Origin of the sequence: Herbaspirillum hiltneri N3 (genome assembly GCF_001267925.1) — a bacterium.
Lineage (GTDB): Bacteria > Pseudomonadota > Gammaproteobacteria > Burkholderiales > Burkholderiaceae_D > Herbaspirillum > Herbaspirillum hiltneri.
This window is the reverse complement of sequence record NZ_CP011409.1, coordinates 1,501,455-1,521,641: the sequence shown is the minus strand read 5'-3', so window position 1 is coordinate 1,521,641 and position 20,187 is coordinate 1,501,455. Positions and strand designations below refer to the sequence as shown.

Genomic DNA, 20,187 nt, shown 5'->3' with positions numbered 1-20,187 from the left:
CCATCATGATCAGAAAACCAAACCGCCTGCCGTCCGCGCTCGACGGCGAATTGATCCTCAAGGATGCGCGCCGAGAACTGGAATTGTCGATGCCGTCTCGGCGCCTGTTCGGCAAGCGCGCGCTGACGCTGGGCGGGCTGTCGCTGCTGAGCGGCTGCAACATCACCGACCAGGAATCGGTGAACCGCATGCTGACGAAGATTTCACGCATGAACGACGGCGTGCAGGCGTGGCTGTTCGATCCGAACAAACTGGCGCCGACGTATCCGGCGTCGATGATCACGCGGCCGTTTCCGTTCAATGCATTTTATGGCGAAGATGAAATCACCGAGGTCGACGGCGACGCCTATCGCCTCGAGCTCAACGGCCTGATCGCCATCCGCCGCGCCTGGTCCCTGGCAGAACTGCGCCGCCTGCCGCAGGTGGAGCAGATCACGCGCCATATCTGCGTCGAAGGCTGGAGCGCCATCGGCCGCTGGGGCGGTGTGCCGTTCGCCGGTTTCCTCAAACACATCGGCGCCGACCTGAGCGCGAAGTACATTGCCTTCCGCTGCGCCGACGACTATTTCACCAGCATCGACATGGCCACGGCGCTGCATCCGCAGACGCAACTGACGCTGACGTATGACGGCGAGATCTTGCCGCCGAAGTACGGCTTCCCGATGAAGCTGCGCATGCCCACCAAGCTGGGCTACAAAAATCCGAAGCATATCGCTTCAATCGAAGTAACCAATACTTACCCCGGCGGTTACTGGGAAGATCAGGGGTACAACTGGTTCGGCGGTGCTTAGCAATGTGCCAAGCATCTGCCGTAGTCATGGCGCTTTTGCCAATTTTCAACATCTAGGAGATTCACATGAAAAAAGCACTCTCGACCCTGTTCGCCTGTCTGATGATGGCCGCCGTTTCGGGCGCCTACGCTGCCGACACGATGGCCAAGGACGACATGTCCAAGGATTCGATGTCCAAGGACGGCATGAAGAAAGACGGCATGAAGAAGGACAAGATGAAAAAGAAAGACTCCATGAGTAAGGATTCCATGGCCAAGGATGGCATGGCTAAAGACAACATGGGCAAGGATGAAATGAAGAAATAACAACTTCGTTTCTTTCGACATGTCTGCGGCATCCCCCCCTCCGCCGCAGACATGTCCGCCGGGAAACTGTTGCGATCAGATCCGGCTTGCCGCCTGAATTCGTTGTCAGCCCGGGGCGTGAAAATCGGCTTTTAGTAGATTTGTCATATATTTGTTGTATCCTATGCCTCATCGAAACAACGTCGGACCCACGGCTCACGCCATATGCAAGATCACTCTAGTAGCGTCAAATCTCTTGACGCTAAACCACACCGTTCCCTGTTCGAACGTCTCACCGCCCTCATCTCCCCCGAACCAGAAAACCGAGCAGAGTTGCTCGAGGTCCTGCAAGACGCCCATGCACGCAACCTGATCGACGCCGATGCGCTGTCGATGATTGAAGGCGTGTTCCAGGTATCCGATCTCGCCGTGCGCGACATCATGGTGCCGCGTTCGCAGATGGACACCATCGATATCAGCAAGCCGATCGAAACCTGGATGCCCGACGTACTGTCGACTTCGCATTCGCGCTTCCCGGCGGTTGAAGGCGAGCGCGACAAGGTGGTCGGCGTGCTGTTGGCGAAAGACCTGCTGCGCTATTACGCCGAAGAATCCTTCGATGTGCGCGACATGCTGCGCCCGGCCGTGTTCATTCCCGAATCCAAGCGTCTCAACGTGTTGCTGCGCGACTTCCGCGCCAACCGCAACCACATGGCCATCGTGGTCGACGAATACGGCGGCGTCGCCGGCCTGATCACCATCGAAGACGTACTCGAGCAGATCGTCGGCGACATCGAAGACGAATACGATTTCGACGAGGAAGAAGACAACATCCTCGCCATCAAGGACGGCGCCCACGGCCCGCGCTGGCGCATCAAGGGACTGACCGAAATCGCCCAGTTCAACGAGACGCTGGAGACCGCCTTCTCCGATGAAGACGCCGACACCATCGGCGGCCTGGTCGCCAACCACCTCGGACGCGTGCCGCGCAAGGGCGACGAATTCGACATCGACGGCATGCGCTTCGAAGTGCTGCGCGCCGATGCCCGCCAGGCGCACGTGCTGCTGGTGGAAAAGCTGCCTGACACACCGGCAGCCGAGGAAGAACAATAGTTTTTCCGCGTGAACCGTCCTTCTTCCATCCCTGCCGATCCTGCCGCTGCCGCCCATAGTCCGGCGGCATCGGTTGCAACGACATCTCCCCTGGCACGCTGGACGCCGCTGTTCGCCTTGCTGGCCGGCGTCGCCAACGTGCTGGCGTTCGCCCCGTTCAACATCTGGCCGGTGCAGATCCTCACGCTGGCCTGGCTGTTTCGCCAGATCTCCCGCACCTCCTCCTTTCGCCGCAATGCGCTGACCGGCTGGCTGTACGGCTTCGGCTGGGCCGCCTGCGGCGTGCACTGGCTCTACATCAGCATGCACGACTACGGCGGCATGGCGGGATGGATGGCGGCGCTGGCGGTGGGCTTGCTGGCTGCTTACCTGGGTCTCTATGCAGCATTGACCGCAACGCTCGCGAGCTGGCTGCGGCAGCGCTGGGCGGCCTCGCAGGCTGCCGTGCTGCTGCTGTTGCTGCCGGCGCTATGGGCCTTGTCGGAATGGCTGCGCGGCTGGCTGTTTACTGGCTTCCCGTGGCTGACTTCGGGCTATGCGCACAACGTCGGCCCCCTGGCCGGCTTCGCGCCCGTGGTCGGCGTCTACGGCCTGGCCTGGATCGCCGCGATCGTCGCCGGCAGTCTCGCCATGCTGAGCCTGCGTTCCGGTCCGCGCGTCTTGCCTGCGGCCTTGACGCTGCTGCTCGCCGGCGCGGGTGTCGCCTTGCATGCGGTCGATTGGACGCATGCCGCCGGCCAGTCGATCAGCGTGCGCCTATTGCAGGGAAACATTCCGCAGGAGATGAAGTTCTCCAACGAAGCGCTGTTGTCGTCGCTGATGATGTACGACGATATGATCCGCAGCGCGCCGGCGGACCTGATCGCCACGCCCGAGACCGCGGTGCCGCTGCTGCCGCAGCAACTGCCGCCGGACTATCTGGCGCGCCTGGCGCGCTTTGTGCAAACCTCCGGCAGCCACCTGGCGCTGGGGATTCCCTTGTCGGACGGACCGGGCCAGTACGCCAACAGCATGGTCGGTTTTTCGCCCGACCCGGGCAGCGAGCGCACGCCATACCGCTACGACAAGCATCATCTGGTACCTTTCGGTGAATTCATCCCGCTCGGTTTCCGCTGGTTCGTCGACATGATGAACATTCCGCTGGGCGACATGACGCGCGGCAAACCCTTGCAGCTGCCGTTCCAGGTCAAGCAGCAATGGATCATGCCTAACATCTGCTACGAGGATCTGTTCGGTGAAGAAATCGCCGCCCAGCTCGGCGGCGCCTACTACGCCGGCCAGCCGCAGGCCAGCATGCTGCTGAACCTGTCCAATATCGCCTGGTTCGGTAACTCGATCGCCCTGCCGCAGCACTTGCAGATTTCGCAAATGCGCGCGCTGGAAACCGGCCGCCCGATGCTGCGCGCGACCAACACCGGCGCCACTGCCGTGATTGGCCCCAAAGGCCAGCTGGTGTCGGAATTGCAGCCTTACACGCGCAACATGCTGAGCGCATCCGTGCAAGGTTTCCAGGGCCAGACGCCGTACATTCTGCTCGGCAACAAGCTGATGCTGGCGCTGGCGATCGCCGCACTGGCGACAGCCTGGCTGCTGTCGCGCCGCAAACGCTAGTTCCGGCGGCTCCTTTTCTTGGCTATTTCCTGCCGGTTCCTGCGTTTGGGCTGCATGGCCCCCTCAAAAACCGCTAAAATTCAGGGTTTTAGCAATTCCTTGCCCGCCATCACCGGCAACATAAAAAGATGCTTACATTTCAACAGATCATTCTCAAGCTGCAAGAATATTGGGATGCGCAAGGTTGCGCATTGCTCCAGCCCTACGACATGGAAGTCGGCGCCGGCACCTCGCACACCGCCACCTTCCTGCGCGCGATCGGGCCCGAGCCATGGCGTGCCGCCTATGTGCAACCGTCGCGCCGCCCCAAGGACGGCCGCTACGGTGAAAACCCCAACCGCATGCAGCACTACTACCAATACCAGGTGGTGTTGAAGCCGGCGCCTGAGAATATCCTCGATCTGTACCTCGGCTCGCTCGAAGCGCTGGGCCTGGACCTGAAGCAGAACGACGTGCGCTTCGTCGAGGACGACTGGGAAAACCCGACCCTCGGCGCCTGGGGCCTGGGCTGGGAAGTCTGGCTGAACGGTATGGAAGTCACTCAGTTCACCTACTTCCAGCAAGTCGGCGGCCTCGACTGCAAACCGGTGCTGGGTGAAATTACCTACGGCATCGAGCGTCTGGCGATGTATCTGCAAAACGTGGAAAACGTCTACGACCTGGTCTGGACCGAATGGGTCGAGAACGGCGTCAAGAAGAAGCTGACCTACGGCGACGTGTTCCACCAGAACGAAGTGGAGCAGTCGACCTTCAACTTCGAATATTCGAATACCGACTTCCTGTTCTCGCTGTTCGGCAACTATGAAGCCGAAGCCAAGCGCCTGCTGGAAGTCCCGCTGGCGTTGCCGGCCTACGAAATGATTCTGAAGGCGGCGCACACCTTCAACCTGCTGGATGCACGCGGCGCCATTTCGGTGACCGAGCGCGCTGCCTATATCGGCCGCATCCGCAATCTGTCGCGCGCGGTGGCGCAGGCGTATTACGAATCGCGCGAACGTCTCGGTTTCCCGATGGCGGACGCCGACGCTTCCCGCCAGGCCGCTTGAATAAAGTATTGACCGTATCGCGCCGCGGCTGACACTAAGCGCAGCGCCAGACAAGCAAGAAAACAGAAAATGACTCAAACACTTTTAGTAGAACTCCTGACCGAAGAACTGCCGCCGAAAGTGCTCGCCAAACTGGGCGATGCATTTGCCAACGGCATTTTCAACGGCCTGAAATCGCGCGACTTCCTGGAAGAAGGCGCTGCCGCCACCGCTTACGCCACGCCGCGTCGCCTGGCTGTTTCCATCAGCAAGGTGCGCGCCACTTCGCTCGACAAGGCAATTCGCGAGAAGGTATTGCCGGTCAGCGTTGCGCTGGACGCCGAAGGCCGCCCGTCGGCGCCGCTGGTCAAGAAACTGGCCGCGCTCGCTGCGCAAGTCGGCGCCACCGTGATCACGCCCGACCAGCTGGAACGTGCCCAGGACGGCAAGGCCGAGAGCTTCTTCTACAACTACACCGCCAAGGGCGGCGCACTGCAAACCGGCTTGCAAGCCGCGCTGGAAGAATCGGTCGCCAAGTTGCCGATTCCGAAGCTGATGAGCTATCAGCGCCAGCATGGCCGCGACGCCGGTAACACCGTGCATTTTGTCCGTCCCGCACACCGCCTGATCGCGCTGCATGGCGCGAGCGTGGTGCCGCTGAACATCCTCGGCCTCGACGCCGACAAGATCACCCAGGGCCATCGCTTCCTGTCGCAAGGCGCGATTGCGGTCGACTCGCCCGAGGCCTATGTCGAGACGCTGATCAGCAAGGGTAAAGTCATCCCCGGCTTCACCGAGCGCAAGGAAAAGATCCGCCTCGACCTGCTCGGCAAGGCCGGCGACGACAAGGTCCTGATGCCGGAAGCACTGCTCGATGAAGTCACGGCGCTGGTCGAATGGCCGGTGGTGTACGAATGCAAGTTCGACGATCAATTCCTGGCGGTGCCGCAGGAGTGCCTGATCCTGACCATGCAGACCAACCAGAAATATTTTGCGCTGACCGACGCCAACGGCAAGTTGCGTTCGCGCTTTCTGATCGTTTCCAATCTGGAAACCTCCAACCCGCAGCACATCATCCAGGGCAATGAACGCGTGGTGCGCCCGCGCCTGTCGGATGCGAAATTCTTCTTCGAACAAGACAAGAAGAAGTCGCTGGCCGATCGCGTGCCGCTGCTGGCCAACGTCGTGTATCACAACAAGCTGGGCAACCAGCTGCAACGCACCGAGCGCGTCCAGGCGCTGGCCGGCGCGATTGCCAAACTGCTGGGCAATGACGTGGCGCTGGCCGAACGCGGCGCGCTGCTGGCCAAGACCGATCTGCTGACCGACATGGTGGGCGAATTCCCCGAGCTGCAAGGCATCATGGGCGCCTACTACGCACGTCACGACGGCGAGCCGGACGAAGTCGCGTTGGCCGCCTCCGAACACTACCAGCCGCGCTTCGCCGGCGACGCCTTGCCGGTGTCCGCAACCGGCACCGCGGTGGCGCTAGCCGACAAGCTGGAAACCCTGGTGGGCATCTGGGGCATCGGCCTGCAGCCGACCGGCGACAAGGATCCGTTCGCGCTGCGCCGTCACGCGCTGGGCGTGTTGCGCATGCTGGTTGAAAAGCGTCTGCCGCTGGCGATTCCCGCCTTGCTGCAGGTTGCCGTGGCGCAGTTTGCCGGCAACGGCAATTTCAAGGATCCGAGCGCCGACGTCAGCGCCTTCCTGTTCGATCGCCTGCGCGGCCTGCTGCGCGAACGCAATTACTCGCCCAACGAAATCGAAGCAGTCGTGGCGCAACAGCCGGAAGTGCTCGACAACATCACCGAGCGCCTGGATGCAGTGCAAGCCTTCGCCGCACTGCCGGAAGCCGAAGCACTGGCCGCCGCCAACAAGCGCATCACGAATATCCTGAAAAAAATCGAAGGTGGAGTCACCGGCACGGTGCAGAACGGCCTGCTGCGCGAAGCCGCCGAGCAGGCGCTGTATTCGGCCATGCTGCTACTGAAGCCGCAAGTTGATGCTGCGTATGCGCAGGGCAATTTCAGCGGCGCGCTGAAGGCGTTGGCGCAATTGCGCCAGAACGTCGACGCCTTCTTCAACGACGTGATGGTCAACGCCGAAGACGAACAGCTGCGCAACAATCGCCAGGCATTGCTGGCCGAGTTGCATCAGATGCTCAATCAGGTCGCGGATATTTCCAAGCTGGCTGCATAAGTTCTCAGGGATAAGGTGACAAGAACATGAAGCTGATCATTCTGGATCGCGATGGCGTGATCAACCAAGACTCGGACGCCTTCATCAAGTCGCCTGCGGAATGGATTCCGATCAAGGGTTCTCTGGAAGCGATCGCCCGCCTCAACCAGGCCGGCTATCGCGTTGTTGTCGCCACCAATCAATCTGGCGTGGGCCGCGGGCTGTTCGACATGATGACGCTCAACGCCATTCACCAGAAGATGCATAACGCTGCACAACAGGTCGGCGCCGATATCGACGCCGTGTTCTTTTGTCCGCATGCCGCCGACGACAACTGCGATTGCCGCAAGCCCAAGCCCGGCATGTTCAATGAAATTTCCAGGCGCTTCGGCATCAGCCTGCGCGGTGGAGTGGTCACCGTAGGCGATTCGCTGCGCGACCTGCAAGCCGGCTTCGTGGCCGGTTGCGCGCCGTTCCTGGTGCTCACCGGCAAGGGCGAAAAGACCCGCGAAAAAGGCGGCTTGCCGCCCGGCACGCTGATCTATCCGGATCTCGCCGGCGTGGTCGACTTCATATTGAAAGCACCGGTAGAAATGTCGGTTTAATGGATGGAGAGAAGGCCGCGGGCCCCGCATTGCGGACATGGCCGCGCCGGCTCTGAAAAGGGAGACTGTATTTTGCGTATCAACCTGTTTTTGCGTTCCGTGCTGTTCACACTGGTGATGACGGTCGCCACCGTCGTCTGGTCCATCGCCTGCATCCTCTTCGCACCGTTTCCGTACGCCAAGCGCTATTACCTGACCTCGCGCTGGAACGTGCTGGTGATCTGGGCGGCGCGCGTGATCTGCGGCATCCGCTATCAGGTCAAGGGCATGGAAAACCTGCCCGACGCGCCGGTGATTCTGCTGTCCAAGCATCAGTCGGCATGGGAAACGATTTTCTACCTGATCATCATGCCGCGCCCGCTGGTGTTCGTGTTCAAGAAGGAACTGACCTACATCCCCTTCTTCGGCTGGGGCATCGCGCTGTTGCGCATGATCCCGATCGACCGCAGCAAAGGCCGCGACGCCTTCGCGCAAGTGGTGGTGCAGGGCCGCAAGCGCCTGGCCGACGGCCAGTGGGTGATCATGTTCCCGGAAGGCACGCGCATTCCGGTCGGCCAGACCGGCAAGTACAAGCATGGCGGCTCGCGCCTGGCGGTGGAAACCAATACCGTGGTCGTGCCGATCGCAGTCAACGCCGGCGAGTGCTGGCCTAAGGGCGGCTTCATCAAAACTCCGGGTATGATCACGGTATCGATCGGCAAGCCGATCTCGCCGGAAGGCCTCGATCCGGCACAGTTAAGCCAACGCGTTGAAAATTGGATAGAATCCGAAATGCGCGTGATTTCCCCGGCGGTTTATGCCGCCGTCGACAAAACAAGAAACTGACACCATCGGCCCCAATACATTGAAACTGCTTCGTCACTCTCAGCCGGATCCTAACCAGCTCACGCTGCAACTGGATTTCTTCACACCGACGCCTCTTGAGACGACGCAGGACAGCCCACCGCCACCGCTTTTGCAGCAGGACCATGCACCGGCGCCCGAACTTAAACAGCAGGCGCCTTTGCCGCCGATGTCGCCGCCTATCGGTCGTCCCGCTGACGGCATGCGGCGCATCCAGCTCGGCGAGCACCATCTCGATTACGCGCTGCTGCGCTCCAAGCGCCGCTCGATCGGCTTCCTGATCAGCGATGAAGGCTTGCGCGTGACGGCGCCGAAATGGGTGACCCTGGGCGAGATCGAAAACGCCATCCGCGAAAAGCAGCGCTGGATTTTCACCAAACTCAATGAACGCCGCGAACGCTCGGCGCGCCGCCTGCAACCTCAGATGCAATGGCGCGACGGCGCGACGCTGCCTTATCTGGGCCAGGACATCACCCTGCGCATCCGCGCCAACCAGTCCTCCGGCATCGCTTACGATGAAGGCACGCTGGAGCTGACGGTGGGCTTGCCCGCCGACGCCGGCGAGCAACAATTGAAAGACCGCGTGCAAGGCTGGCTGCAAGCGCGCGCCAAGGAAACCTTCGCGGCGCGCCTGCCGATTTATGCCGAGAAGCTGGGCGTGACTTACCAGTCATTCGCGCTGTCCTCGGCCACCACGCAATGGGGCTCCTGCACCGCCGATGGCCGCATCCGCCTGAACTGGCGCCTGATGCACTTTTCCCTGCCGCTGATTGACTACGTGATCGCGCACGAGTTGTCGCACCTGCGCGAAATGAACCATAGCCCGCGCTTCTGGGCCACGGTCCAATCCATCTTCCCTGAATTCGAAACCGCCAAGCGCGCCTTGCGTGACAGCGCGCCTGAAACCTTGCCAATTTTCTGACCGCAATTCCATCCGGCAAACAAATCGGCCTGCTGCATGGGAACATGCAGCAGGCCGATTTGTTTGATACTTGATACTTCCGGTCGAACTAGTCTTTGCGCTCGATGAACTCGATCTTGTAGCCGTCGGGGTCCGTCACGAAGGCGATGACGGTGCTGCCACCCTTGACCGGACCGGCTTCGCGCGTCACATTGCCGCCCGAAGAACGCGCCGCGTCACAAGCCTTGTAGGCGTCGTCCACCGAGATCGCGATGTGGCCGTAGGCGGTCCCCATTTCATACTTGTCGACGCCATGGTTGTAGGTCAGCTCGAGTTCGGCATGATCCGGGTTGCTGCCGTAGCCGAGGAAAGCCAGGGTGTATTTGTATTCGGTGTTTTCGCTGGTGCGCAGCAATTTCATGCCGAGCACCTTGGTGTAAAAATCGATGGAGCGTTGCAGGTCGCCAACCCGGAGCATGGTGTGCAGGATGCGCATAATGAGCCTTTGCCTAAGAACTTATCGGAGTGCAGGATTGTAGCGCTGTTCGCGCCGGCTTGCCGGGATGCATTGCCTGCCCTCGAATCACGGTCTATGAAATGCCGCGCGCCTGCGATCGGATGACGACAGGCGCGCGGTGATGGCGATGCTTCAGGCAACTTCAGGCGGAGATCAGAACTGTTCCCAATCGTCGTCCCTGCCGGTGACGGGAGTACGCGCAGCCGCAGGCAGGCGCGGGGCTTCCTGCTTGCGCGCCAGCGACGGTGTCCCCGGCGTCACGTCATGCGCACGCGGAGACGCTGACGGCGAGGCGCCTGCGTTGTGCTGCAGGCGAGTGCCGTCGATCTTGAATACGCCGACGATCTGCGACAGGCTGGTGGCCTGGTCCTGCAGCGACTGCGCGGCGGCGGCGGCTTCCTCGACCAGCGCGGCGTTTTGCTGTGTGACCTGGTCCATTTGCGTGACTGCCTGGTTGACTTGCTCGATGCCCTCGCTTTGCTCGCGGCTGGCTTCGGTGATCTCGCCGACGATGTCGGTCACGCGGCGCACGCTGCTGACCACTTCGTTCATGGTCTGACCGGCCTGCTCGACGAGTTTGCTGCCGGAGTCCACTTTTTCCACCGAGTCGTCAATCAGCGATTTGATTTCCTTCGCTGCGGCGGCGCTGCGCTGCGCCAACGTGCGCACCTCGCTGGCCACCACCGCAAAGCCACGCCCCTGCTCGCCGGCGCGCGCCGCTTCGACGGCGGCATTCAAGGCCAGGATGTTGGTCTGGAAGGCGATGCCGTCGATCACGCTGATGATGTCGACGATCTTGCGCGACGACGCATTGATCGACTCCATCGTATGGACTACCTTGCCGACCACGTTGCCGCCTTCAACCGCGACCGCCGATGCCGAGACGGCCAGCTTGTTGGCCTCGCGCGCATTTTCGGCGTTCTGCTTGACGGTGGAGGTCAGCTCTTCCATCGACGAGGCGGTTTCCTCGAGCGAACTGGCTTGCTGCTCGGTGCGGCTGGACAGATCCAGATTGCCGATCGCGATCTGGGTCGATGCGGTAGCGATGGTGTCGGTGCCGTGGCGGACCCGGCTGACGATGTCGAGCAGGTTGTCATTCATGGCCCGCAAGGCGCGCAGCAGCTGGGCGGTCTCGTCCTTGCCGGAGGCATCGAACTGCGAGGTCAGATCGCCTGCCGCAACGGTCTCGGCGACCTTGACCGCACGGCTCAGCGGTGACGTGATGCTGCGCGTGACCAGCCAGGCGATCAGGCCGGCAAACACCAGCGCGATGACGCTCAGCATGATCACCAGATTGCGCGCCTCGACATATTCTTCTTCGACTTCCTTGCTGGCGACGTGCATCAGCTCGTTCTGATGCGCGATCAAGGTTTCCACTGCCGACATGTAGGTCAGTTGCAGCGGCCGTACCGTCTGCAAGAGCAACAACGTGGCCTCGTTCTTGGCGCCCGCCGTCACCAGGCGCAGCACCTCGTCGCGACCGACGTTGTATTGCGTGCGTGCATCCATGATCGCCTTCATGAGCGCGCGGCCCTTGTCGCCGGTAATCAGGCTGTCGAGCTTTTCCAGTGTTGTCTTGGTGTGATCGCTGGCGGTCCGGATGGTCTGCATTTCCTTGCCCACTTCGTCCGCATCGGTCATCAGCAGGACGTTGCGGGACGACCGGGCAATGACATTGACGTTCTTGATGATGTCGTTGGCCAGCACCGTCTTCGGATACTTGTCATTGATGACTTCATCCATCTGCTCATTGAGACCGGACAGACGCGTGATGCCGAGTACGGCCATGGAGACCAGCAACAGCACCAGGAAACCGAATCCTATGCTCAGACGTGCCCCGATCTTGAAATTCGCTATGCGCATACATTTCCCCTTGTCATGTAAAAGTGCAATTGAACGTATTGGCTGACGATTGATGGCTGATGGCTGATGGCTAACGACTAACGACTAACGCGGCGCGTCCCGGTTGTGCCGATCCGGGTGAGTCGATACTACGCGCCGGAAGATCTCGCTTCAACCGGCTTTTGTTTGCCTTTTTGTCTTCAGCCCGCGCCATTGATGCAATGATTCAATGTTGAATTGCAGAAACTCCGAAAGACTAATCCGCAATACTACCGGCGGCCATCAGGAAAATCCTGATGATGACTCCCTTCCCCCTTTCGCTTGTCAGGTGGCAGTATTGGCTAATACAGGTTCCATCTCGCTATCCGCGAACTATGATGAAGAAGGAACGCTCTCCGTCCTGCAGTCATAAGCGAGCCGCTGCGCGACAAAACCTGTTTGTTCCGGCGCCAGCATGCAGGTTGCCGCCTTTCGTGGTGCGGTTCCGACAGAGCAGATCTGGCAATGCCGTGAAGCAAGATTTATTTTTGCTTGCAGGCATTGGTTTGGCGTCGATTATTTGCGTAATACGCAATATTTTAGCAAAAAATTTGTCCGCACGACTTTGCGCCTCACGCAATGTTGGAAGGAGAATTGATAAATGAATATTGGCCATGTCCTACGCAAGATTCGCAAGGAAAGAAAAGCGAGCCTGGAAGAAATTGCATTGGTCGCAGGCACCGATGCCGCCAATTTATCGCGCGTCGAACGCGACAAGCAGCGCCTTACCCCCGACATGCTGGAAAACGTCGCCAAGGCGCTCGACGTCCCGGTATCGTCGCTCTATCTCATCGCCGAACAGAACATGCAATCAGGAAAAAACGCCAGCGATGCCAGCAAGGCTGCTGCGGCGCGGCTTGAAAACGCGTTGGGGCGCTTCATCCTGCTGATGCCTCAGGATCAGCAGCTCGCGGTGGACTTCATGGAATTGCTGCTGAAATCGGCGCGTAAATAATTTACCGCCGCATCAAGATCCGGTTCAGCCGGCGCGATGTTGCCGCAGCACGTTGGCCAGGGCAACGAATTGCTCCATCGGCACCGCTTCGGGACGGGCCTGCGGGTCGATGCCGGCGGCGATCAGGTCGGCTTCGGCGAGCAAGCCGGCGACGCAATTGCGAATCACCTTGCGGCGCTGGGAAAACGCCTTGGTGACGACTTCCTCGAGCAGCAGCTGATCGCATTCAAGCGGCTGTGCAACCGGGATCATGCGCACGATTGCCGAATCCACGCGCGGCGGCGGATCGAATGCCGTCGGCGGCACGACAAACATCAGTTCCATGTGATAACGCCACTGCAGCATCACGGAGAGACGCCCGAAGGCCTTGCTGCCGGGATCGGCAACCATGCGCTCGACCACTTCCTTTTGCAGCATGAAATGCTGGTCCTGTACCAACGGCGCCAGCTCCGCGAGACGGAACATGAGGGGGCTGGAGATGTTGTACGGCAGGTTGCCGACCACCCGCAGCTTGCGGCCGGCAGGCACCGGAATCGACGCGAAGTCGAATTTGAGTGCATCGGCCGAATGCACGTGCAGGCGCTTCGGATCGAACTGCTTCTGCAGGCGCGCCACCAGGTCGCGGTCGAGTTCGACCACGTGCATCTCGTCAAGCGACTCGAGCAACAGGCTGGTCATCGCAGCCAGACCCGGACCGATCTCGACCATGACATCGCCCTTCTGCGGCGCGATGGCGCTGATGATGTCGTACAGGATGGTCTGATCGGTCAGGAAATTCTGGCCGAAGCGTTTGCGGGCGATATGTTTCATAGGGAATTCTTGGCGCGGGCCATGAGCGCCGCCGTCCTGATGGCTTCGACCATGCTGCCGTGGTCGGCGCGGCCCAATCCCTGGGCGGCGAGGTCGAGTGCGGTGCCGTGGTCGACGGAGGTGCGAATGATGGGCAGGCCCAGCGTAATGTTGACGCCCTGGCCGAAGCTGGCGAACTTCAATACCGGCAGGCCCTGGTCGTGGTACATGGCGAGCACGCAATCGGCATGCTCGAGATATTTGTGCTGGAACAGCGTGTCGGCCGGATACGGGCCCGCGACATCGATGCCGCGCGCCTTGGCAGCCGCCAGTGCAGGACTGATGACATCGATTTCTTCGCGGCCGAGGTAGCCGTTCTCGCCGGCGTGCGGATTGAGGCCGGTGACCAGGATGCGCGGCCGGGCGATGCCGAATTTGTCACGCAGATCGGCATGGATGATGTCGAGCGTGCGACCCAGCCCGTCGAAGGTAATCGCCGCCGACACGTCCTTCAGCGCCAGATGCGTGGTCGCCAGCGCTACGCGCAAATGCGGGGCGTCGCCGCCGGCGAGCATCATGACGACCTGGGGCGTGGCGGTGCGTTCCGCGAGATATTCGGTGTGGCCCGTGAAGGGTACGCCGGCGTCGTTGATCGTGCTCTTCTGCAGCGGCGCAGTAACGATAGCGTCGAACTGCCCTTTCAGCGCCCACTCGACAGCAACGTCGAGCGTCTGCAGCACGGCACGGCCGTTACGCGCGTCGAGCACGCCCGGCACCACCGGCTCGCCGGTCGGGCAGTCGATGACGATCAGGCGATCTTGCGGGAAATTGGGCAGCCCGCTGTTGCGGAAGGCTTGCACCGACAACGCCGACAAGGCGATGGCAGGATCCAGCACCTGCGCCGTCTGCGCCAGGAGGGCGGCGTCGCCGAGCAGCACGCCGCGTACTTCAGCGCGCAGCTGCCAGGCGGCCCTGATGGAGATTTCCGGGCCGATGCCGGCCGGCTCTCCGCAGGTGATCGCCAGCGTGGGGCGCCGGCGTTGAGCTTCAGGGACTGCGGACAGGGCTGCGGACATCGGAGGGATCAGTTATCGTCGGTGCGGAATTCGACGTAGGCGCGGTCACGCAACTGACGCAACCAGTCTTCGGTTGCTTCGTCGATCTTGCGCTCGCGGATGGCCTGGCGTGCGGCCAGGCGCGCACGTTCCTGCGAACCGTCGTCGGTCTTGCGTTCGACCACCTGGATCAAGTGAAAACCGAATGGCGATTCGATCGGCTGGCTGATTTCGCCCGGCTTGAGTTCGTTCATCGCGCGCTCGAATTCCGGCACGGTATCGCCCGGATAGATCCAGCCCAGATCGCCGCCCTTGGACGCCGACAAGTCATTGGAATACAGTTTGGCCAATTCTTCGAAGGTCGCCGCCTTGTGGTCCAGGCGTTCTTTCAGTTCCAGCAGTTTGCGGCGCGCTTCGGCGGCGGACACGACCTGATTGACCTTGATCAGGATATGGCGCGCATGTGTTTGCTCGACGGCGGGAGCACCCGCCTTGGCTGTGTTGCTGGTGTTGCGGCGATCGATCAGCTTGACGATATGAAAACCGTTGCCGCTCTTGAGGATGGCTGAGACTTCGCCCGGTTTCAGGCTCGCCACCGCGTCGAGGAACAATTGCGGCAAACGGTCTTGCCCGCGCCAACCCAGTTCGCCGCCGCTGAGGGCATCGCTGCTGTCGGAATAAGTCGCCGCAGTCTTGGCAAAATCGGCGCCGGTCTTGAGCTGACGCAATATTTCTTCCGCGCGCTGGCGCCGCGCCGCGACCTGTTCAGGCGAAGCGTTTTCCGGCACGCGCACGAGAATTTGCGCCAGGTTCAGGTCTTCGTGCTTGACCGAGGTGTTGTTCTCCGCTGCCAGATAGTTGTCCACTTCGGATTCCGACACCAGCACCTTGTTGTCGACTTCGCGTTCGCGCAGGCGCTGCATGATGATTTCGCGGCGGATATCTTCACGGAAGGCCGGGTAGGCCATGCCTTCGCGCTCGAGCTGGACGCGGAAATCGGCGACCGACAGCTTGTTCTGTTCAGCGATGCGCAAGATCGCACGATCCAGCATGGCGTCGTCGACAACGATGCCGTTTTCTTTCGCCATTTGGGTCTGCGCGCGCTCAACGATCATGCGTTCGAGCAACTGGCTCTGCAGCTGATTGCGCGGCGGCAGCGCTACACCTTGTGCCGTCAGGCGCTTCTGCACGGACGCCAAGCGCTCGTTCAATTCCTGACGGGTGATCACGTCGTTGTTGACGACGACAAGTATGGAATCAACCGGGCGCGGTGCGCGCGAGGCCGCAGCGGCCGGCGCAGGAGCCGCGGGCACGGCACTCGGCGGCAACTGCAATCCGGGAGCCGCCGGCGTGGCCGTCGCGGCGAATTGCGCCTGGGCGCTGCCGACCATGCCGAGCGACATGCACAGCAAAACGATGCCGGATGTGATGCGAGTGGAAATGCCAGCGGAAAGATGACGGCGCAAGGAGATGGAAGCGTTCATATAATTATCGGTTTAATAACGTGTGAGATCGTCTGGCTTGTTGATGATCTGATAGCCGGGAATACTGGCGCTGAGCGCATCCAGCGGGTTGGAGCCAATCTTGGAGAATCCATTCAGTTCAAGCTGGATGAAGAACGAGGTGGACGCCTTGCTCGACGAGGTCGGAATGCGCTGCGCCACCAGGCGGAACACCCAACAATCGGCCTTATATTCCATGCCCAGCAGACCTTCTGCCACGGTCTTGTCAGGAATCGAATAGTTGATGCGACTGACAGCATACCAGCGTTGCGACACCGGCCATTGACCCGAAATATCCATTTGCTTGAGGATGCCGGTGGCGTTGGTGCGGTCCAGGCGGTAGGTCAGGTTCAGCACTTTTTTCGGTGCCGGCTGCCAGCGTGCTCCGAAATTGGAACGCACCATCTGGCGCAGCGTTTCGCTGTACTGGACCGTATTGTCGAGCGAGAGCTGCCTGGTGATCTGGCCGCCCAGGGACAGCAGCAGATCGGATTTGCTGCCGTTGACGGTAGCCGAAGTGCCATCCAGTGTCACCTTGGGATCGGCAAAATAGAAACGCTGACCAATCGCCGCACGCAACCGCTCAAGGCCGTCTTGCTCTATGAAACGAGACACCAGCGCACCGGTAATCTGGTTCGCATCGCTGATGCGGTCATGGCCGACGAAACGGTTTTCGCTGAAAATCTGCGCGTAATTGAAATCCGCCAGGCCCGAGTCGAAATTCGGATACTGGTTTTGGTCACGATAAGGGGTCCGGACATAGAACAGACGCGGTTCCAGCGTTTGCGTCATGTCGCGTCCGAACAGATTGGTGTCGCGCTCAAAGGTCATGCCGGCGTCCAACGAGTAAGTCGGCACAACGCGCGTCAGATTGGTCGGTGCGCCGACGCTGACATTGTTCAGTCGATACGTGGTCGCATCCAGTGACGCTTTGGGCGTAATGAAATAGCCGGGGCGGATGATCGGGTAGGAGACCGACTGGTTGGCATACATGCGGTCCCCGCCGACCATTTCGGAGCCGGCTGAAGATCCAAGGGTGTAAGTGTTCGAAAACCGCGCAAACTCAGAAGCGAAATTAAAGTCAAATCCGCCGACATCCTGACGTGCCGCAGTCAATGTCAATTGCGGAACGCGGTCATACGGCTTCTGGATAGGATTGTTGATATCCTGCAGCAACTGGTACTTGGTCATGCGCCCTACCGCACTCCAGTACGTTCCTGAATAGACCAGGCTGACATCACGGGTCAGCAAGCGCTGCGTACTGGCGGTTACCGAATGCGAAAAATCACTCGGATAGTCGTTGTCCGATGCTTTGTTGACATTCCAGCCGAACACCAGATTCGGCGCCAGCGTTTGCGAATGGAGGGATGACAGGGAGTAACGGCCCGTACCTGTCACGCGATCCTGAATGCCTTCAACCTTTGTCGTCCCGGAATAGTCCTCGCCGAGGTAGCGGCCTTCAACGCCCAGCTGCAAACCGCGCCGCGCGATGTAGCGCGGATACAGCGTCAGATCCCGATTGGGAGCAATGTTGAAATAATAAGGCACGGTCAGTTCCGCGCCACCGGTGCTGGTAACGCCAAACGTTGGCGGCAGCACGCCGGATTTGCGCTCCCCCGACAACGGGAAAGACATCAGCGGCGCTCCCAGAATCGGTACGCCCTTGAAATACACGATACCGCCATGCATGGTGCCAACATCGCGGCCGCTGTCGAGATCCATGGTCGACGCCTGGATGTACCAATCAGGGTCAAGCGCTTCGCAGGTGCTGTACGTGCCTTCGGTGACCTTGGCCTGGTCGTCGGACAGGAAGTCGATCTGCTCGGCCTTGCCGCGACCGCCGTTTTTGCCAAACAGGTAAGTCGGATTGGTGACGTAACCCTTGCCGGAATCCATGTTCATCAGCGCCTTGTCGCCGGTATAGCGATCCTGCAGGCGCTTCATCCAGACGTGTCCTGTCGCTTCGACCTCGTCCTTGATGATGCGGTATTCGGCCTTGTCGGCCTTGATGGTGGTTTCGCCGCGCACGACTTCGACGTCGCGGTCAAGGTTGATCTGACGATCAGGGCGGCCGGTCATCTGCTCGGCGCTGACGTTGACGGGGGCATCCTTGTCATCGGTCTTGGCCGGCGTATTCTGGGTGGTCTGCGCCTGCGCAGAGATCGGTAAAACGCTCGTGGCCGACGCCGCGACGGCAAGAGAGGCAAGGGACGTAAAGAAACGCGACATCCGCAAGTCGGCACGACGACCAAATGGAAACTTGAAAAAGCGGATCATGTAAAGAAGCGTTCAAACACCATGGCAGGCGATTTTTTGAATTTAATCCCTTATTATATGGGAACTCAACATCCTCAAACGAATTCCTCTGATTGTTCATGTCTTTAAATAATTCCCCTGCCGATCCGCGCCTGTCCCAGCTTCAGGCGTGGCTGTCCACCCTTGCCGTCCCCACCAGGGCCGAGACGCTGCGTCCCGCTTCGGCCGATGCCAGTTTCCGCCGTTATTTCCGCGTGGACACGCCGGACGGTAAAACACTGATCGTCATGGATGCCCCGCCGCCGCAAGAAGACGTGCGCCCGTTCATCCATGTCGCCGAGGTCTTCGGCAAAACCGGCGTGTCGGTGCCGAAAGTGCTGGCGCAGGATGTCGATCACGGCTTCCTGCTGCTGTCGGACCTTGGTACGACCACTTACCTGAATCAACTCAGCAACGACACCGCCCACAAGCTCTACATCGACGCCATCGATGCTCTGGTGCTGCTGCAAACCCAGAGCAAACCGGATGTGCTGCCTGAATACGACCGCCCCCTGCTGTCGCGCGAGCTGCAATTATTCCCCGACTGGTACATCGCCAGACATCTCAGCGTGACGCTGACCGACGACCAGAAGAACACGCTGGGCAAAGTTTTCGACACCCTGCTCGCCAATAACCTGGCGCAGGCGCAGGTATTCGTTCACCGCGATTACCACTCGCGCAATCTGATGGTCCTGCCGGCCGGCAATCCGGGCATCATCGATTTCCAGGACGCCGTCTACGGTCCGATCACCTACGACCTGGTTTCGCTGCTGCGCGACGCGTATATCCAGTGGGACGAAGAAATGGTGCTGGACTGGGTCATCCGCTACTGGGAACGCGCCAAGCGCGCCGGCCTGCCGGTGGCGCCGGACATCGACACCTTCTACCGCGATTTCGAATTCATGGGCCTGCAGCGCCACCTGAAGGTGCTGGGAATATTTGCACGCCTTTACCATCGCGACGGCAAAGATGCCTATCTGAAGGACATGCCGCTGGTCATGGAATACACGCTCAAGGCTGCGCGCCGCTATAACGCGCTGATCCCGCTGGTCAGGCTGATCGAGAAACTGGAAGACAAAGCGCCGCAAGTCGGTTACACCTTCTGAGGCCGGATACGCCATGAAAGCGATGATTTTTGCCGCCGGCCGCGGCGAGCGCATGCGCCCGCTGACCGACACCTGTCCCAAACCCCTGCTGAAAGTGCGCGGCCGGCCGTTGATCGTCTGGCAGATCCTGAACCTGGTGCGCGCCGGCATCACTGAAATCGTGATCAACCACGCGCATCTCGGCCACCTGTTCGAAGAAACCTTGGGCGACGGTTCGCAGTTCGGCGCGCAGATTCAGTATTCCGCCGAAGGCGCCGCACTGGAAACCGCCGGCGGCATCGCCAAGGCGCGCCACCTGCTGGGCGAAGAAGCGTTCGTCGCCATCTCGGGCGACATCTATATTCCGCATTTCGATTTCGAACAGGTCAAGACCGTCCTCGAAGACAGCGACCTGTGGGGAAATCCGATACCATTGGACAAGCGCGACGTCGCCTGGATTTACCTGGTGAAAAATCCACCGCATCATCCCGACGGCGATTTCGCATTGAACAGTTTTTCGATCGCCAACGAAGGCTCGCCCTTGTTCACGTTCGCCAATATCGGCGTCTATCGCCCGCAGATGTTCGACGCGATTGCGCCGGGCGAACACGCCAAACTCGGACCGCTGCTGCGCGAGTATGCTGCGCGCGGCCAGGTCGGCGGAGAAATCTACCGCGGCGAGTGGATCAACGTCGGCACCGTCGAACAGCTGGAAGAACTGAATACCCCGCTCGCCGGCAGATAATCCGGATCA

Annotated in this window: 19 protein-coding genes; 12 read left to right on the top strand and 7 right to left on the bottom strand. The window is 60.5% G+C overall.

Annotation, left to right across the window (positions count from 1 at the left end):
- The first annotated feature begins 5 nt into the window (after positions 1–5).
- The 9 genes from F506_RS06885 to F506_RS06845 all read left to right on the top strand — a co-directional run bounded on the left by F506_RS06885 (position 6) and on the right by F506_RS06845 (position 9,375).
- The gene (locus tag F506_RS06885; protein ID WP_053196043.1) at positions 6–791 is read left to right on the top strand and encodes a molybdopterin-dependent oxidoreductase; all 786 of its coding nucleotides are present in this window, start codon (positions 6–8) and stop codon (positions 789–791) included.
- A 65-nt stretch (positions 792–856) separates the two neighbouring features.
- On the top strand, positions 857–1,096 hold the full coding sequence (locus F506_RS06880; RefSeq protein ID WP_053196041.1) for a pentapeptide MXKDX repeat protein: 240 nt from the start codon (positions 857–859) through the stop codon (positions 1,094–1,096).
- Positions 1,097–1,300: 204 nt separating this feature from the next.
- The gene (locus tag F506_RS06875) at positions 1,301–2,188 is read left to right on the top strand and encodes an HlyC/CorC family transporter (protein ID WP_053196039.1); all 888 of its coding nucleotides are present in this window, start codon (positions 1,301–1,303) and stop codon (positions 2,186–2,188) included.
- A gap of 90 nt (positions 2,189–2,278) precedes the next feature.
- The gene (gene lnt / locus F506_RS06870) at positions 2,279–3,799 is read left to right on the top strand and encodes an apolipoprotein N-acyltransferase (RefSeq protein WP_083458230.1); all 1,521 of its coding nucleotides are present in this window, start codon (positions 2,279–2,281) and stop codon (positions 3,797–3,799) included.
- Between the two features lie 128 nt (positions 3,800–3,927).
- Positions 3,928–4,845: a glycine--tRNA ligase subunit alpha gene (gene glyQ / locus F506_RS06865; protein ID WP_053196035.1), complete on the top strand. Its 918-nt coding sequence runs from the start codon at positions 3,928–3,930 to the stop codon at positions 4,843–4,845.
- A 69-nt stretch (positions 4,846–4,914) separates the two neighbouring features.
- Positions 4,915–7,026, top strand: coding sequence for a glycine--tRNA ligase subunit beta (glyS, locus tag F506_RS06860; RefSeq protein ID WP_053196033.1), 2,112 nt, complete (start codon positions 4,915–4,917; stop codon positions 7,024–7,026).
- Between the two features lie 26 nt (positions 7,027–7,052).
- Positions 7,053–7,610, top strand: a complete 558-nt coding sequence (gene gmhB / locus F506_RS06855; RefSeq protein ID WP_053196030.1) for a D-glycero-beta-D-manno-heptose 1,7-bisphosphate 7-phosphatase — start codon at positions 7,053–7,055, stop codon at positions 7,608–7,610.
- A 72-nt stretch (positions 7,611–7,682) separates the two neighbouring features.
- On the top strand, positions 7,683–8,435 hold the full coding sequence (locus F506_RS06850; protein ID WP_235471405.1) for a lysophospholipid acyltransferase family protein: 753 nt from the start codon (positions 7,683–7,685) through the stop codon (positions 8,433–8,435).
- A 19-nt stretch (positions 8,436–8,454) separates the two neighbouring features.
- Positions 8,455–9,375 (top strand): M48 family metallopeptidase, encoded by a 921-nt coding sequence (locus tag F506_RS06845; RefSeq protein ID WP_053201339.1) that lies wholly within the window; start codon positions 8,455–8,457, stop codon positions 9,373–9,375.
- Between the two features lie 88 nt (positions 9,376–9,463).
- On the opposite strand, the gene gloA is transcribed toward F506_RS06845, so the two are convergent.
- The 3 genes from gloA to F506_RS23030 all read right to left on the bottom strand — a co-directional run bounded on the left by gloA (position 9,464) and on the right by F506_RS23030 (position 12,368).
- On the bottom strand, positions 9,464–9,850 hold the full coding sequence (gloA, locus tag F506_RS06840) for a lactoylglutathione lyase (RefSeq protein ID WP_016832138.1): 387 nt from the start codon (positions 9,848–9,850) through the stop codon (positions 9,464–9,466).
- A 174-nt stretch (positions 9,851–10,024) separates the two neighbouring features.
- Positions 10,025–11,734 (bottom strand): methyl-accepting chemotaxis protein, encoded by a 1,710-nt coding sequence (locus F506_RS06835; protein WP_053196028.1) that lies wholly within the window; start codon positions 11,732–11,734, stop codon positions 10,025–10,027.
- Between the two features lie 385 nt (positions 11,735–12,119).
- A complete protein-coding gene (locus tag F506_RS23030) occupies positions 12,120–12,368 on the bottom strand; it encodes a hypothetical protein (RefSeq protein WP_144424005.1) in 249 nt (82 codons plus the stop codon).
- Between F506_RS23030 and F506_RS06830 the strand changes: the two genes are divergently transcribed.
- Complete coding sequence (locus tag F506_RS06830; RefSeq protein WP_053196026.1) at positions 12,354–12,707, top strand: helix-turn-helix domain-containing protein; 354 nt, start codon at positions 12,354–12,356, stop codon at positions 12,705–12,707. The two genes, F506_RS23030 and F506_RS06830, sit on opposite strands and share 15 nt — an antisense overlap.
- A gap of 24 nt (positions 12,708–12,731) precedes the next feature.
- On the opposite strand, the gene rsmA is transcribed toward F506_RS06830, so the two are convergent.
- From rsmA to F506_RS06810, 4 genes are read right to left on the bottom strand one after another with little or no spacing between them, the layout of a single operon-like run.
- Positions 12,732–13,517: a 16S rRNA (adenine(1518)-N(6)/adenine(1519)-N(6))-dimethyltransferase RsmA gene (gene rsmA / locus F506_RS06825; protein ID WP_053196024.1), complete on the bottom strand. Its 786-nt coding sequence runs from the start codon at positions 13,515–13,517 to the stop codon at positions 12,732–12,734.
- Positions 13,514–14,572 (bottom strand): 4-hydroxythreonine-4-phosphate dehydrogenase PdxA, encoded by a 1,059-nt coding sequence (gene pdxA / locus F506_RS06820; protein ID WP_053196022.1) that lies wholly within the window; start codon positions 14,570–14,572, stop codon positions 13,514–13,516. The genes rsmA and pdxA overlap by 4 nt, the downstream gene beginning before the upstream one ends.
- A gap of 8 nt (positions 14,573–14,580) precedes the next feature.
- Positions 14,581–16,035, bottom strand: a complete 1,455-nt coding sequence (locus F506_RS06815; RefSeq protein WP_200907715.1) for a peptidylprolyl isomerase — start codon at positions 16,033–16,035, stop codon at positions 14,581–14,583.
- 12 nt (positions 16,036–16,047) lie between these two features.
- Entirely contained in the window at positions 16,048–18,330 is a 2,283-nt protein-coding gene (locus F506_RS06810; protein ID WP_053196019.1) for an LPS-assembly protein LptD, read from the bottom strand.
- A gap of 98 nt (positions 18,331–18,428) precedes the next feature.
- Between F506_RS06810 and F506_RS06805 the strand changes: the two genes are divergently transcribed.
- Together F506_RS06805 and murU are read left to right on the top strand one after the other, a co-directional pair.
- Positions 18,429–19,454 carry an aminoglycoside phosphotransferase family protein gene (locus F506_RS06805; RefSeq protein WP_053201335.1) on the top strand — a complete coding sequence of 342 codons (1,026 nt, stop codon included), beginning with the start codon at positions 18,429–18,431 and terminating at the stop codon, positions 19,452–19,454.
- Positions 19,455–19,467: 13 nt separating this feature from the next.
- Positions 19,468–20,178 carry an N-acetylmuramate alpha-1-phosphate uridylyltransferase MurU gene (gene murU / locus F506_RS06800; protein WP_053196017.1) on the top strand — a complete coding sequence of 237 codons (711 nt, stop codon included), beginning with the start codon at positions 19,468–19,470 and terminating at the stop codon, positions 20,176–20,178.
- Positions 20,179–20,187: the final 9 nt, after the last annotated feature.

Coding starts and splice junctions, on each gene's coding strand:
- F506_RS06880 (WP_053196041.1), top strand. CDS start 857: ATGAAAAAAGCACTCTCGACCCTGTTCGCCTGTCTGATGATGGCCGCC.
- F506_RS06805 (WP_053201335.1), top strand. CDS start 18,429: ATGTCTTTAAATAATTCCCCTGCCGATCCGCGCCTGTCCCAGCTTCAG.
- rsmA (WP_053196024.1), bottom strand. CDS start 13,517: ATGAAACATATCGCCCGCAAACGCTTCGGCCAGAATTTCCTGACCGAT.
- pdxA (WP_053196022.1), bottom strand. CDS start 14,572: ATGTCCGCAGCCCTGTCCGCAGTCCCTGAAGCTCAACGCCGGCGCCCC.
- glyQ (WP_053196035.1), top strand. CDS start 3,928: ATGCTTACATTTCAACAGATCATTCTCAAGCTGCAAGAATATTGGGAT.
- F506_RS06835 (WP_053196028.1), bottom strand. CDS start 11,734: ATGCGCATAGCGAATTTCAAGATCGGGGCACGTCTGAGCATAGGATTC.
- F506_RS06830 (WP_053196026.1), top strand. CDS start 12,354: ATGAATATTGGCCATGTCCTACGCAAGATTCGCAAGGAAAGAAAAGCG.
- murU (WP_053196017.1), top strand. CDS start 19,468: ATGAAAGCGATGATTTTTGCCGCCGGCCGCGGCGAGCGCATGCGCCCG.
- F506_RS06885 (WP_053196043.1), top strand. CDS start 6: ATGATCAGAAAACCAAACCGCCTGCCGTCCGCGCTCGACGGCGAATTG.
- F506_RS06810 (WP_053196019.1), bottom strand. CDS start 18,330: ATGATCCGCTTTTTCAAGTTTCCATTTGGTCGTCGTGCCGACTTGCGG.
- gloA (WP_016832138.1), bottom strand. CDS start 9,850: ATGCGCATCCTGCACACCATGCTCCGGGTTGGCGACCTGCAACGCTCC.
- F506_RS06875 (WP_053196039.1), top strand. CDS start 1,301: ATGCAAGATCACTCTAGTAGCGTCAAATCTCTTGACGCTAAACCACAC.
- glyS (WP_053196033.1), top strand. CDS start 4,915: ATGACTCAAACACTTTTAGTAGAACTCCTGACCGAAGAACTGCCGCCG.
- F506_RS23030 (WP_144424005.1), bottom strand. CDS start 12,368: ATGGCCAATATTCATTTATCAATTCTCCTTCCAACATTGCGTGAGGCG.
- gmhB (WP_053196030.1), top strand. CDS start 7,053: ATGAAGCTGATCATTCTGGATCGCGATGGCGTGATCAACCAAGACTCG.
- F506_RS06815 (WP_200907715.1), bottom strand. CDS start 16,035: ATGAACGCTTCCATCTCCTTGCGCCGTCATCTTTCCGCTGGCATTTCC.